Origin of the sequence: Aeromonas sp. R7-4, from assembly GCF_040908055.1 — a bacterium.
GTDB lineage: Bacteria > Pseudomonadota > Gammaproteobacteria > Enterobacterales > Aeromonadaceae > Aeromonas > Aeromonas sanarellii.
Map to the genome: position 1 here is coordinate 1 of NZ_JBFODA010000034.1, position 12,869 is coordinate 12,869.

The following is a 12,869-nucleotide window of genomic DNA, read 5'->3' on the forward strand; positions in this document are numbered from 1 at the left end:
TAACACGGTAGGGGTACCGTTTTGTTATCCGGTTTGAAGCCGTATGACCACTCCCTTTTGTGGGCAACTGTCAGGTGAATACCATCTCCATACAAACTGCTGCTTCAGTAACAGGATCTTGCATCACCTCATCAGCTACCAGTCTCCCCCAATTAATCCAGACAAGTCGGGTTTTCTCGGTATGACGTGAACGGTGATAAGTTCTAATAAGTTTGTTAATGGGGGTGTGATTCAAGCAAAGCTCAATAACTCTTTCCTCAACATCTAGCCTTTCAGCCCAGTTAGTAGCCGCACTACGCCGCAAATCATGGACAGTAAATGGGTCCATATCAGGTAAACATCGTGCGATGAATCGCCTTAGAGCCCGAGTAATGGAATCAACTAAAATCGGCTCGATTTCATCTGTTTTTGGACGATCAGATTCGAATACTAAATCACCATTGGCATACTGCGCCTGCTCTTCAATGACCGATTTCGCCTGAGGGGAAATAAAGACAGTATGAGCTCTACCATTTTTGGTTTCAGGTATAGTCCATATATCATCTTTTATCTGTGAAAAACGCATATTAGCGACTTCACCTCTACGACATCCGGTCAGTATTAATAACTTAATCGCATTCGCAGCAGGTATAGAAATCGTTGCATGGCGAGAAACACCACGCCCTCCGGCCGCCAAGCTACCACCACTCCCAAGATCCTCATCTATCGCCTTCCATAACCTGCGCAATTCGGGGACGGTCAACCATCGCTCTCTTGGCGAGCCAGCACTGGCACCAAAATCTTTTGGGCGCAACAGTCTCGCAGGGTTGGCCTCAAGCAGACAGTGAACCACTGCATAATCTAACATCTGGTTAAGCGTTCCCAACCCTTTACGGGTTTCGTCTTTTGTTGCACGCCTAGTTATCTCTAACGCTTGTGCCAAGTGGGCACGAGTCAGATCGATTAAGCGAATGTTGCCCAGAGTCTTCTTGAGATGACGATTCCAACGATCCTGATGGCATTGGAGGGTTTTGGGTTTGACGACCTGAGCAACACGCTGTGCATCAAGCCATCGTCCAAGCAACTGATCCATCGTCAGAGCCGTTTCATTTTTAGCCTTTTCTTGCGCCGCAAACTTGGTGGGATCAATGCCCCGCTTCACAAGCAGCAACGCTTTCCCATGCTCCTCTCTGGCTTTAGCCAGAGTCAGGGCAGGATAACTCCCCAGCAACAATTCTCCTTCACTACCACCAATCTTGAAGCGATATACAAAACGCTTGAGGCCACTTTCACGGATTTCTATTTTGAGCCCGCCACCATGCTTCGATTGAATCGCATAGCGTTTCACTTTAACCCCTTCAACTGGCTTGAGTGACGAGATCTCCAAGTCTTTACTTATCGCCATCCGTACCCCTCCCTGTACCCCTCCAGTGCAGTGCATTGGAGTGAGACTTTATGAAACTCCTTGATACAGACATATTATGTAACCAGCTGTTTTTAATCAAAAAAAACATTTCGTATAAAACCAACTGATTCTATATGAAACTAATAATTTCTGGACTCCTAAGGGACAGGCCACTGGTTCGACTCCAGTCGGGAACGCCATACAAAACAAGGGGTTGGCATCGCAAGATGCCAACCCCTTGGTCGTTCTTGGCCCCTTCATCATCCCCCGCCAGCACTGTGCGCAGTGCGGCCCCGTGGGGATGGCGACAACCGGGGCAAGGGCTCGCCCTCCACCTGCTCATCCATGATCCCGATCACCCTCTGCCCTCGCCGCCAACGGCGAGCCGGCGCCGTCATCTACGCTTGAAGGGCGCCGTCCGGGATGACGGCCACTCTCCATCCGTTTGAGACACAAGAAGGACATCATGGGCAGCAAAAAAAAATCCAGGGCTGAACAGCCGGTCGTGGTCGAGGAGCAGAAGCCCCTCGGCAACAAGGAGTACGAGAAGGAGCTGCGCCGCCTGCACGTGGAGCTGGTGAAGCTGCAGCAGTGGGTGGTGCACAAGGGGCTCAAGGTCTGCATCGTGTTCGAGGGGCGCGACGGGGCCGGCAAGGGGGGCACCATCAAGGCGATCACCGAGCGGGTCAGCCCCCGGGTCTTTCGCGTCGTCGCGCTGCCCGCCCCCACGGAGCGGGAGAAGAGCCAGCTCTATTTCCAGCGCTACATCCCCCACCTGCCGGCGGCGGGCGAGATCGTCATCTTCGATCGCAGCTGGTACAACAGGGCCGGCGTGGAGCGCGTCATGGGCTTTTGCAGCGAGGAGGCGAGCGACAAATTCCTGGCAGGCACCCCCATGGTGGAGAAGGCCATGGTCGATTCGGGCATCATACTGCTGAAGTACTGGCTGGAGGTGACCCCAGAGGAGCAGGAGCGGCGGCTGCGGGATCGCATCGACGACGGTCGCAAGATCTGGAAGCTCTCCCCCATGGACATCAAGTCCTTCAACCGCTGGGATGACTACACCCGGGCGCGGGATGCCATGTTCATCGCCACCGACACCGCCTGGGCCCCCTGGTTCGTGGCCCGCTCCGAGGACAAGAAGCGGGTGCGCCTCAACATCATCTCCCACCTGCTGTCGCACATCCCCTACGAGGCGCTGCCGGCCGAGCCGGTCAAGCTGCCCAGGCGCAAGATAGGCAAGGTCACCCCCTCGGAACACCCCCTGCGCATCATTCCGGAGCGCTTCTAGGCAAGCGGGGTGAGCCCGGGCTCACCCCTGCCCTGCCGATACTGGCGGATGGCCGCCCTGGCATTGAACAGCATGCGGCCCTCCCCCAGCTGGCTGGCCAGCCCGCTGCGGCGCACGTTCTCGAGCACCCCGGGATTGAGCCCGGCCAGCCAGAGCGTGACCCCCTTGTCACGCACCTGCCGCTCCCCCTCCATCAGCATCATCAGGGCCGAGTATTCCACGTCCTGCACTCGGCTCATGTCGAGCACCACCACCTCGGGCCTGTGCGTCTCGGTCAGCTGCCGGACCTGGGCCGCCACGTGTTGCGCGTTGATGAAGAAGAGGCGCCCCTCAGGGCGCAGGATCAGCAGGCCCGGGATGGTCTCGTCATCGGGGTGCTGCTCGCTGAGCGGGCGCAGCACATCCTCCCCGGGCTTGCGGCCGATCACATAGACCCTGGGGTGCGCCGTCTGGCTCGCCAGCCCCAGCAGGGAGGCGAGGATGGCGACCACTATGCCCTCCAGGGTGCCGAACAGCAGCACCCCCAGGCAGGCGATGACGGCCCAGCGAAACTCCATCATGCGGATCTGCCCTATCTTGCGAAACTCCCCCGGCTGGATGAGCCCCACCGAGTAGACGATGACCACCATCGCCAGGGTGGCGCTCGGCAGCCAGGAGAGCAGCGGGGCGAGGAAGATCATGGTGGCCAGCGCCATCGCGGCGGTGACGGCGGAGGCCCGCTGGCTCAGGCCCCCGACGGAGCGCACCACCGCCGTCTGGGAGGTGCCGCCCCCCGCCGGCATGCTGCCGCAGAAGGCGCCCCCCAGGTTGGCCAGCCCGGTGGCCACCAGTTCCCGATTCGCATTGATCTCGGGCTCCTCCTTCCCCACGAAGGCCCGCCCGGCGGCTATGGTCTCGGTGAAGCTCATCAGCGCTATGCCCGCCGCCCCCGGCAGCAGCTGCAACACCAGGGTCGGATCCGGCATCGTCAGGCCGGGCAGGCCGGTGGGGATGGTCCCGACGATGGCGACGCCCGCCTCGTTCAGGCCGAGGCCCCACACCAGCGCGATGCCGACACCCACCCCCAGCAGGGGGGCGGGGGAGTGGGGAAAGCGCCACTCCATGAACACCAGCACCACCAGGGTGGCGAGGGCGACCCCCAGGGTCAGCCAGGAGGTCTGGGGCAGCGCCTGGCCGAGGTGGTAGAGATCCAGGAAGAAGTTCTCCTTCTGGAGGTGCACCCCGAACAGCTTGGGCAGCTGGTCGAGGATGATCACCAGCCCTATGCCGCTCTTGAACCCCACCAGCACCGGCAGGGAGATGAAGTTGGCGATGAAGCCGAGCCGCAGCGCGGCCGCCAGCATCAGCATGGCCCCCACCATCAGGGTCAGGGTGGCCGTCACCGTGAGCAGCCGGCCGGGGTCGCCGTCCGGTACCACCAGTCCGAGCTGGGTGGCGGTCAGGATAGCCAGGGTGCTGGTGGAGCTGACGCTGAGCACCCGGGAGGAGCCCAGCAGGGCGTAGATCACCATGGGCACGAACGCGGTGTAGAGACCGATCGCCACCGGCAGCCCCGCCACCGTGGCATAGGCCATGGCCTTGGGCAGCACCACGGCCGCCGCGGTGACGCCGGCCAGCAGATCGGACAGGAGGCGCCCAGGCGCCGACGCAAGTGATGACATCTGAATCCTCCATTATCCCGGGCCCGGGCTGGCGCACTATTCGCCTTGATGACAGTGTGAAGTGTAGGCGGCGAAGTGATGCAATAGCTTGTTGTGTCTCACGTTTTCCCGCTCCCTTCCCCTATACTTCAGCGACGTTCAGGCCTGGCCCGAGAGAGGATATCCCCCATGTTGCGACTGCTTGCCCTGCTGCTTGTCTGCCTGGCGCTCCCGGTGCGGGCGCTGACCCTGACCCAAGTGGCGGGGGAGCTGCGCCATCCCTGGGGACTCGCGTTTCTCCCCGATGGCGGCTACCTCGTCAGCGAGCGGCCGGGCCGCCTGCTGCGCATCGACGCCGGTGGCGAGCGCCACGTCATCTCGGGCCTGCCCCCCCTCGCCGCCGCGGGTCAGGGGGGGCTGCTCGATCTCGCCCTGGACGGCGAGGGCTGGGTGTATCTCAGCTACAGCGAGCCGGGGGACGGCGGCGCCGGCACCGCAGTAGCCCGGGCCCGGCTGCAAAAGGACGCCCTCGTCGACTGGCAACTGCTGTTTCGCCAGCAGCCCAAGGTGGCCGGCGGCGCCCACTTCGGCTCCCGTCTGGTGCTGACGGAGGATGGCTATCTCTTTATCACCCTCGGCGACCGTTACACCGAGCGGGCGCGGGCCCAGACCCTCGACAACCATCTCGGCAAGACGGTGCGCCTGCACAAGGATGGCCGGGTGCCCGCCGACAACCCCTTCGTGACGACGGCGGGGGCCCTGCCGGAGATCTGGAGCCTGGGCCATCGCAACATGCAGGGGGCCGCGCTGCGACCCGGCAGCCGGCAATTCTGGGCCCACGAGCACGGTCCCCAGGGCGGAGACGAGGTGAACCTCATCCTGCCCGGCCACAACTACGGCTGGCCCAGAGTGACCTTCGGCGAGGAGTACGGTGGCGGCAAGATTGGCGTGGGCCAGAGCGCGCCGGGCCTGACGGCGCCGCGCTGGATCTGGGTACCCTCCATCGCCCCCTCGGGCATGGCGTTCTATCAGGGCGCCCTGTTCAAGGAGTGGCGGGGAGACCTGCTGGTCGGCGCCCTGCGCGGCCAGGCCCTGTTGCGCCTTCGCCTCGACGGGGACACCATAGTGTCACAGGAGCGGTTGCTGACCGATCTGGGGGAGCGGATCCGTACTGTCAAGGAGGGCCCCGACGGCGCGCTCTATCTGCTGACGGACTCGGGTCAGGGGCGCCTGCTCAAGCTGACCCCATAGGATGCAAGGAGGAAGGATGAACGCGAATCGCATGCTGCTGGTGCTCTGCGCCAGCCTCTGGTTGCTGGGTTGCAACACCATTCACGGGATGGGGCGGGACATCGAGAAGGCCGGGGAGGTGATCCAGGGCTCCGCCAACCTGGCGGAGGAGCCGGCGGCAGGCAGCCGCTGACCCAGGGCCCGTCCCTGACCAGTCTCAGGGACGAGGCCCCCTCACTCGCCGCTGACCGCCAGGCTGGCCAGCGGCGCCATGGTCACCCTGACCCCGTGCTGCGCCAGCGCCTCGCGGGCACTCTGGGGCAGTTGCTCGTCGGTGATCACCTGATCGATCGCATCCCAGCTCACCACGTTGAAGGTGCCGACCTTGCCATATTTGGACGAGTCGCAGATGAGGATGCGGGTCGCCGCCGATTCCACCACGGCCCGCTTCACCGGCACCTTCTGTTCGCTCGGGGTGGAGATCCCCTGGCCGTCCCAGGAGGAGGCTGACAGGAAGGCAACGTCCAGATGGAGGTTGCGCAGGAAGTGGGCGGTGGCCTCCCCGGCACAGGACTGGTTCTCGCGAATGACCTGGCCCCCGGTGTGATAGAGGCGGCAGCGACCGTGCTCGATGAGGTAGGCGCAGACCATGAAGTCGTTGGTCACTATCATCAGGTCTTCCCGCAGCGCCAACTCCCGGGCCAACTCCAGGGAGGTGGTACCGGCATCCAGATAGACGGTGCTCCCCTCGCTCACCTGGGCAGCGGCGAGCCGCGCAATGGCCAGCTTGGCCCCCTGCATCAGGCTGCGCTTGGCGGCGTGGGAGGGCTCGCTCTTGATCCGCTGGGAGAGGCTGACCCCGCCGGAGACGGAGAGTACCCGCCCCTGCTCCTCCAGCTTCTGGATGTCGCGCCTGATGGTCATGTGGGAGACCTGCAACCAGTCGGTCAGCTCCACTATGCTGACCACGCCGCGCTCTGCCAGCAGTTGCAGGATACGTTGCTGTCGCTCTACGGGAATCATCTTGCCTCGCGCCTCGGGGAAGGGAAGGCGCCATTCTACCCCAGCGACCTGGGAAAAAATGATAAATAACCTGCAACGGGCTCAAAAATCACATTTATTCACATGAATAACGCCATTTTTTGATTCAAAAGAATCTCAACCCGCACAAATAACAAAAATTAACACCAATTAAGTTATTTTTTGTGACAGCTGCCTGATATTTCATCGCCGCAAGCCTCTACTATCGGCTCATCAGTCGTAATCGAGGAATCACGAGATGAGCACTCCCTATCATGTTGCGGTCATCGGCCTGGGCGCCATGGGCATGGGCGCCGCCCGCTCCTGCCTGCGGGCCGGGCTCACCACCTACGGCATCGATCTCAATGAAGAGGCGCGCAACCAGCTGCAGCAGGCCGGTGCCACCGCCGTCATGGCCGATGCCAGGCCCCTGGCGGAGACGCTCGATGCCGTGCTGTTGCTGGTGGTCAACGCCACCCAGGTGCGCCGCATCCTGCTCGGCGAAGCGGGGCTGGCTCGCCACCTCAAACCGGGCACCGCCATCATGGTCTCTTCCACCATCGCCGCCGAAGAGGCGAGCGCCCTGGCCGCCGAACTGGCGCAGCTGGGACTGCCGATGCTGGATGCGCCTGTCTCCGGTGGCGCCATCAAGGCCGATGCGGGGGAGATGACGGTGATGGCCGCAGGCGCAGACGCCGCCTTCGACAAGCTGGCCCCGGTGCTGGATGCGGTGGCCGGCAAGGTCTACCGGGTCGGCAGCGAGCCGGGCCAGGGCAGCACGGTCAAGATCATCCACCAGCTGCTGGCCGGGGTGCACATCGCGGTGGCCGCCGAGGCCATGGCGTTGGCCAGCCGGGCAGGCGTGTCCCTGGATCTCATGTATGACGTGGTGACCCATGCCGCCGGCAACTCCTGGATGTTTGAAAACCGCATGCCCCGGGTGCTGGCCGGTGACTACCAGGCCCGCTCCGCAGTGGACATCTTCGTCAAGGATCTCACCCTGGTGGCAGACACCGCCAAGGCGCTGCGCTTCCCGCTGCCGCTCGCGAGCACGGCGCTGAACATGTTCCTCGGCGCCAGCAACGCAGGGTACGGCCAGGAAGATGACAGCGCCGTCATCAAGATCTTCTCCGGCATCCAGCTGCCGGGTCAGGAGGATCAAGCATGAAACTAGGTGTCATCGCAGACGACTTCACCGGCGCCACCGACATCGCCGGTTTCCTGGTGGAGAACGGCCTCTCCACCATCCAGTTTGCCGGCATCCCGGCAGCGGCGGATCTGACCGGGGTCGATGCCGTGGTGATCAGCCTCAAGAGCCGCTCCTGCCCCGCGGGCGAAGCGGTACGCGACTCCCTGGCGGCCCTCGACTGGCTCAAGGCCCGCGGCTGCCCGCGCATCTACCAGAAGTACTGCTCCACCTTCGACAGCACGGCGGCGGGCAATATCGGCCCCGTCACCGACGCCCTGCTGGCGGCGCTTGGCCAGCACTTCACCCTGATCTGTCCGGCCCTGCCGGTGAACGGTCGCACCGTCTATCAGGGCAACCTCTTCGTCGGCACCCAGCCGCTGGCCGAGTCCGGCATGCGCCATCACCCCATCACCCCCATGACCGACAGCAACCTGCTGCGGCTGATGGAGGGGCAGGCCCAGGGCCGCGCCGGTCTGGTGCCGTTCAATACCATCGCACAGGGTCCCGCCGCCATTGCCGACGCCTTTGAGCAGCTAACACAAGCTGGCGTGCGCTACGCCGTGGTCGACACCCTGACCGAGCAGCACCTGCTGGACATCGCCACCGCCGCCCTCGACATGCCCCTGGTGACCGGCGGATCCGGCCTCGCCATCGGCCTGGCCCGTCAGCTTGGCAGCGGCGATCTGCAGGGTGCCCGCGAGGCGGGCTGGCCCAGAGGCACCCGCGCCGCGGTGCTGTCAGGCTCCTGCTCCGAGATGACCAACCGTCAGGTGGCCCGCTATCGCCAGCACGCCCCTGCCCTGGCGCTGGACGTGGTGCGCTGCCTCGAAGAGGCCGACTACCCGGCCGAGCTGGCGCGCTGGGTACTGGCCCAGCCCCGGACCCCGGCGCCGCTGGTCTACGCCACCACCAGCCCGGTGGAGCTGGCCCGCATTCAGGAAACCCACGGCCAGCAGGCGGCCAGCGACGCGGTGGAACACTGCTTTGCCCGCCTCGCCCAACTGCTGCAAGGCGCCGGCGTGGACCGCTTCATCATCGCCGGTGGCGAGACCTCGAGCCGGGTCACCCAGGCCCTCGGCGTCAAGGCGTTCCACATAGGCCCGCAGATCGCCCCCGGTGTGCCCTGGGTGCGGGCCATCGACGCCCCCCTGTCGCTGGCCCTCAAATCCGGCAATTTCGGGAGCGACGACTTCTTCGACAAGGCTCAGGAGTACTTCCATGACTGAACAGGCACTGCGCGACACCATGGTGATGCTGGGGGCTTCCCTCTTCCAGCGCGGTTATGCCACCGGGGGCGCCGGCAACCTCTCCGCCCTGCTGCCGGACGGCACCCTGATCGCCACTCCCACCGGCTCCTGCCTGGGACGCCTGAGCGCCGACAGGCTCTCCCACGTCAACCTGCAGGGGGAACACCTGGGGGGGGATCGCCCCTCCAAGGAGGTGGCCTTCCACCTCGCCATCTACCACAACAATCCGGACTGCCGGGCCGTGGTGCACCTGCACTGCACCCACCTGACCGCCCTCTCCTGCCTGGAGGGGCTGGATCCGGCCAACGTCATCCGCCCCTTCACCCCCTACTACGTGATGCGGGTCGGCCAGTTGCCGCTCATCCCCTACTACAAACCGGGGGATGCCCGCATCGCCGAGGAGCTGGGGCGCCGCGCCCCCGAGGGCAACGCCTTCCTGCTTGCCAACCACGGCCCCGTGGTGACGGGCAAGGATCTGGTGGATGCAGTCAACAACATGGAAGAGCTGGAGGAGACGGCGCGCCTGGCACTGATGCTCCATGGCCACTCCATCCGCTACCTGAGCGAACCCGAAATTGATGAATTGAGGAGGATGAAACCATGAGCAAGTTTGCCGCCAATCTCACCATGCTGTTTACCGAGGTGCCGTTCCTGGAGCGCTTCGCCGCCGCCCGCGACGCAGGCTTCGCCGCGGTGGAGTTCCTCTTCCCCTACGAGTGGCCGGCCGCAGAGCTGGGCCGCCGCTTGCGCGAGCAGGGACTCTCCCAGGCCCTGTTCAACATGCCGCCGGGCAACTGGGGCGCGGGGGAGCGCGGCATGGCTGCCATCCCGGGGCGGGAAGCGGAGTTTCGCAGCCACCTGCCAACCGTCCGTGACTATGCCCTGGCGCTCGGCTGCACCAAGGTGCACGCCATGAGCGGCATAGTCGACCCGGCACACAGCCTCTCGGCCCACCGCCAGACCCTGATCGACAACATCCGCTTCGCCGCCGACTTTTTGGCTGCGGACGGCATCAAGGTACTGCTCGAGCCTCTCAACGATAGAGATGTGCCCGGCTACTTCCTGGCCCACCAGCTCGACGCCCTGGCCCTGGTGCAGGAGATAGACAGAACCAACGTGGGGGTGCAGCTCGACCTCTACCACGCCCAGATCATGGACGGGGATCTCACCCGTCTCATCGGCAAGCTGGGCCAGGCCATCGGCCACGTCCAGATCGCCTCGGTGCCGGATCGCCACGAGCCGGACGAAGGGGAGATCGCCTACCCCCACCTGTTCAAGGTGCTGGCGCAGGCGGGCTACCACGACTGGATAGGCTGCGAGTACAACCCCAGAGCCGGCACCCGGGAAGGGCTGGGCTGGCTGACACAACAATAACGACCCTGAACATGAACGAGTCTGAGGATAACAAGATGCAGATCATCATCACCGGCGGCGGTGGCTTCCTGGGCCAGAAACTGGCCCGGGCCCTGCTGCAAGGCCCCCACCCCTTCACCGAGCTGCTGCTGGCGGACATCCAGCAGCCGCAATCCCCCCTGCCGGACCCCAGGGTTCGCTGCCTGCGGGCCGACCTCACCGAACCCGGTGTCGCCGAGTCCCTCATCGGCGAGCGGACCGCCGTGGTCTACCACCTGGCCGCCATCGTCAGCAGCCACGCGGAGCAGGACTTCGATCTGGGCTGGAAGGTCAACCTGGACACCACCCGCACCCTGCTGGAGGCGTGCCGCCATGCCCGGCCGGGCATCCGCTTCGTCTTCACCAGCTCGCTCGCCGTCTATGGCGGCCCGCTGCCGGAGCTGGTGAATGACGGCACGGCCCTGACCCCCACCTCCTCCTACGGCGCCCAGAAGGCCATGGGGGAACTGCTGGTCAACGACTACAGCCGCAAGGGCTATGTGGATGGCCTGGTGCTGCGCCTGCCCACCATCTGCGTGCGGCCGGGCAAGCCGAACCGCGCCGCCTCCTCCTTTGTCAGCAGCATCATCCGCGAGCCGCTGCAAGGGGAGAGCGCCCTCTGCCCGGTGAGCCCGGATCTGCGCCTCTGGCTCTCCAGCCCCGCCACCGTGGTCGCGAACTTCCTGCTGGCGGCCAGGCTTCCCGCCACCGGTGACGCCCGCAGCATCAACCTGCCCGGCATCAGCGTGACCGTCGGCGAAATGCTGGAGGCCCTCGCACGGGCCGGTGGCCAGGCGGCCCGGGATCGGGTGCAGTTTGCCGCCGATCCGGCCATCGAGCGTATCGTCGCGAGCTGGCCGGGACGCATCGACAACCAGCGGGCCAGCGCCCTCGGCTTCGCGGCAGACAGGACGTTTGCCGACATCATCGACAGTTTCATCACCCATGACATGCAGGAGGCATCATGAGCGACATCCCAACCCCCATCATCGGTCTCATCATCGCGGTCTTCGTGCTGGTGTTCCTGGTCATCCGTACCCGGGTGCACGCCCTGATCGCCATGCTGGCGGCGGCCTGCATCGCCGGGATCACCGGCGGCATGAGCATCGACAAGACCCTCACCGTGATCACCCAGGGCTTTGGCTCCACCCTCGGCAGCATCGGCATCGTCATTGGCCTCGGGGTCATGATGGGTCGCCTGCTTGAGGTCTCCGGCGCCGCCGAACAGATCGCCTACAGCTTCATCAAGTGGCTCGGCAAGCGCCGCGAGGAGTGGGCCCTTGCCATCACGGGCTACATCGTCAGCATCCCCATCTTCGTGGACTCCGCCTTCGTCATCCTCTATCCGGTGGCCAAGGCGCTGGCGAAAAGCGGCAAGCGTTCCCTGCTCACCCTGGGGGTGGCGCTCGCAGGCGGCCTGGTGGTGACCCACCATACCGTGCCGCCGACCCCGGGCCCGCTGGGGGTTGCCGGTCTGTTTGGCGTGGACATCGGCGCCATGCTGCTGACCGGCATGGCCCTGGCCATCCCCTGCGTGCTCGGCATCGTCTTCTACGCCCAGTGGCTCGACAAGAAGTACCCCGAGTTCGGTGCCCAGGCCGCCCAGACCCCGGACGAGCTGCAAGCCACCTATGAGCAGTACCTCAAGGAGAAGGAGGGCAAGACCCTGCCGAGCCTGACCCTGTCGCTGCTGCCGATCCTGGTGCCCATAGTGCTCATCTTCGTCAAGGCCATCTTCACCACCCTGGCCACCCTGGAGGGCATGGACGGCCTGATGGCGAACCCCCTGGTGCAGGGCATCAACTTCATCGGCACCCCCATCATAGCGCTCGCCATCAGCGTGCTGCTGGCGGTCTATACCCTGGTCCCGCACATGGACAGGCACGCCACCGCCGCCCGCCTGGAAGAGGGGCTGCAATCCGCCGGCATCATACTGCTGGTGACCGGTGCCGGCGGGGCGCTGGGAGCCGTGCTGCGCGACAGCGGTGCGGGTCAGCAACTGGCCGAGCAGATCGCCCAGCTGCCCATCTCCCCCATCCTGATCCCCTTCATAGTGGCGACCCTGGTGCGCCTCATCCAGGGGTCCGGCACCGTGGCCATGGTGACGGCGGCCTCCATCTCCGCCCCCATACTGGCGCAGATCCCCGGGGTCAACATGCTGCTGGCCGCCCAGGCCGCTACCATGGGGTCGCTCTTCTTCGGTTACTTCAACGACAGCCTGTTCTGGGTGGTCAACCGCATGATGGGGATCTCCGACGTCAAGCAGCAGATGATCGTCTGGTCCATCCCGACCACCATCGCCTGGGCCATCGGCGGCACCGGCGTCGCCCTGCTGAACCTGCTGTTCGGCTCCGGCGGCACCTGGTTCGACCCCGTGCTGCCGCTGCTGGTGCTGGCGCTCATCGTCTGGTACGTCAAGGGGCAGTCCCTGGCCCCGGCGGCAGGGGCCGTACCGAGCCGGGAGTCCTGATCCGCA

Annotated in this window: 12 protein-coding genes; 9 read left to right on the forward strand and 3 right to left on the reverse strand. The window is 64.6% G+C overall.

What is annotated here, in order from left to right; translation table 11 throughout:
- Positions 1-70: 70 nt before the first annotated feature.
- Positions 71-1,384: a tyrosine-type recombinase/integrase gene (locus AB5Y72_RS08805; RefSeq protein WP_368198889.1), complete on the reverse strand. Its 1,314-nt coding sequence runs from the start codon at positions 1,382-1,384 to the stop codon at positions 71-73.
- Positions 1,385-1,850: 466 nt separating this feature from the next.
- Here AB5Y72_RS08805 and ppk2 point away from each other — a divergent pair, with 466 nt between their 5' ends.
- On the forward strand, positions 1,851-2,675 hold the full coding sequence (ppk2, locus tag AB5Y72_RS08810) for a polyphosphate kinase 2 (protein ID WP_042074843.1): 825 nt from the start codon (positions 1,851-1,853) through the stop codon (positions 2,673-2,675).
- Here ppk2 and AB5Y72_RS08815 read toward each other — a convergent pair.
- Positions 2,672-4,336 carry a SulP family inorganic anion transporter gene (locus tag AB5Y72_RS08815; protein ID WP_315627522.1) on the reverse strand — a complete coding sequence of 555 codons (1,665 nt, stop codon included), beginning with the start codon at positions 4,334-4,336 and terminating at the stop codon, positions 2,672-2,674. The genes ppk2 and AB5Y72_RS08815 overlap by 4 nt on opposite strands.
- Positions 4,337-4,504: 168 nt before the next feature.
- On the opposite strand from AB5Y72_RS08815, the gene AB5Y72_RS08820 reads away from it, so the two are divergent.
- Together AB5Y72_RS08820 and AB5Y72_RS08825 are read left to right on the forward strand one after the other, a co-directional pair.
- Positions 4,505-5,566: a PQQ-dependent sugar dehydrogenase gene (locus AB5Y72_RS08820; RefSeq protein WP_202211592.1), complete on the forward strand. Its 1,062-nt coding sequence runs from the start codon at positions 4,505-4,507 to the stop codon at positions 5,564-5,566.
- A 16-nt stretch (positions 5,567-5,582) separates the two neighbouring features.
- Positions 5,583-5,738 carry an entericidin A/B family lipoprotein gene (locus tag AB5Y72_RS08825; protein ID WP_084202561.1) on the forward strand — a complete coding sequence of 52 codons (156 nt, stop codon included), beginning with the start codon at positions 5,583-5,585 and terminating at the stop codon, positions 5,736-5,738.
- A 41-nt stretch (positions 5,739-5,779) separates the two neighbouring features.
- Here AB5Y72_RS08825 and AB5Y72_RS08830 read toward each other — a convergent pair whose 3' ends face one another.
- Positions 5,780-6,568: a DeoR/GlpR family DNA-binding transcription regulator gene (locus AB5Y72_RS08830; protein ID WP_202211593.1), complete on the reverse strand. Its 789-nt coding sequence runs from the start codon at positions 6,566-6,568 to the stop codon at positions 5,780-5,782.
- Positions 6,569-6,824: 256 nt separating this feature from the next.
- Here AB5Y72_RS08830 and ltnD point away from each other — a divergent pair, with 256 nt between their 5' ends.
- From ltnD to AB5Y72_RS08860, 6 genes are read left to right on the forward strand one after another with little or no spacing between them, the layout of a single operon-like run.
- Positions 6,825-7,733, forward strand: a complete 909-nt coding sequence (ltnD, locus tag AB5Y72_RS08835) for an L-threonate dehydrogenase (protein ID WP_202211594.1) — start codon at positions 6,825-6,827, stop codon at positions 7,731-7,733.
- Entirely contained in the window at positions 7,730-8,980 is a 1,251-nt protein-coding gene (gene otnK, locus AB5Y72_RS08840; protein ID WP_202211595.1) for a 3-oxo-tetronate kinase, read from the forward strand. Before ltnD ends, otnK begins: the two co-directional genes overlap by 4 nt.
- Positions 8,973-9,605 carry an aldolase gene (locus AB5Y72_RS08845; protein ID WP_041214644.1) on the forward strand — a complete coding sequence of 211 codons (633 nt, stop codon included), beginning with the start codon at positions 8,973-8,975 and terminating at the stop codon, positions 9,603-9,605. The genes otnK and AB5Y72_RS08845 overlap by 8 nt, the downstream gene beginning before the upstream one ends.
- Positions 9,602-10,375, forward strand: coding sequence for a 2-oxo-tetronate isomerase (otnI, locus tag AB5Y72_RS08850; protein WP_202211596.1), 774 nt, complete (start codon positions 9,602-9,604; stop codon positions 10,373-10,375). Before AB5Y72_RS08845 ends, otnI begins: the two co-directional genes overlap by 4 nt.
- 35 nt (positions 10,376-10,410) lie before the next feature.
- Positions 10,411-11,361 carry a D-erythronate dehydrogenase gene (denD, locus tag AB5Y72_RS08855; RefSeq protein ID WP_202211933.1) on the forward strand — a complete coding sequence of 317 codons (951 nt, stop codon included), beginning with the start codon at positions 10,411-10,413 and terminating at the stop codon, positions 11,359-11,361.
- A complete protein-coding gene (locus tag AB5Y72_RS08860) occupies positions 11,358-12,863 on the forward strand; it encodes a GntP family permease (protein WP_010673294.1) in 1,506 nt (501 codons plus the stop codon). Before denD ends, AB5Y72_RS08860 begins: the two co-directional genes overlap by 4 nt.
- Positions 12,864-12,869: the final 6 nt, after the last annotated feature.

Bases quoted from the DNA above. Each gene is read 5' to 3' on its own strand.
- otnK (WP_202211595.1), top strand. From the start codon at position 7,730: ATGAAACTAGGTGTCATCGCAGACGACTTCACCGGCGCCACCGACATC.
- AB5Y72_RS08830 (WP_202211593.1), bottom strand. From the start codon at position 6,568: ATGATTCCCGTAGAGCGACAGCAACGTATCCTGCAACTGCTGGCAGAG.
- AB5Y72_RS08845 (WP_041214644.1), top strand. From the start codon at position 8,973: ATGACTGAACAGGCACTGCGCGACACCATGGTGATGCTGGGGGCTTCC.
- AB5Y72_RS08860 (WP_010673294.1), top strand. From the start codon at position 11,358: ATGAGCGACATCCCAACCCCCATCATCGGTCTCATCATCGCGGTCTTC.
- ppk2 (WP_042074843.1), top strand. From the start codon at position 1,851: ATGGGCAGCAAAAAAAAATCCAGGGCTGAACAGCCGGTCGTGGTCGAG.
- AB5Y72_RS08805 (WP_368198889.1), bottom strand. From the start codon at position 1,384: ATGGCGATAAGTAAAGACTTGGAGATCTCGTCACTCAAGCCAGTTGAA.
- AB5Y72_RS08820 (WP_202211592.1), top strand. From the start codon at position 4,505: ATGTTGCGACTGCTTGCCCTGCTGCTTGTCTGCCTGGCGCTCCCGGTG.
- AB5Y72_RS08825 (WP_084202561.1), top strand. From the start codon at position 5,583: ATGAACGCGAATCGCATGCTGCTGGTGCTCTGCGCCAGCCTCTGGTTG.
- ltnD (WP_202211594.1), top strand. From the start codon at position 6,825: ATGAGCACTCCCTATCATGTTGCGGTCATCGGCCTGGGCGCCATGGGC.
- otnI (WP_202211596.1), top strand. From the start codon at position 9,602: ATGAGCAAGTTTGCCGCCAATCTCACCATGCTGTTTACCGAGGTGCCG.
- denD (WP_202211933.1), top strand. From the start codon at position 10,411: ATGCAGATCATCATCACCGGCGGCGGTGGCTTCCTGGGCCAGAAACTG.
- AB5Y72_RS08815 (WP_315627522.1), bottom strand. From the start codon at position 4,336: ATGTCATCACTTGCGTCGGCGCCTGGGCGCCTCCTGTCCGATCTGCTG.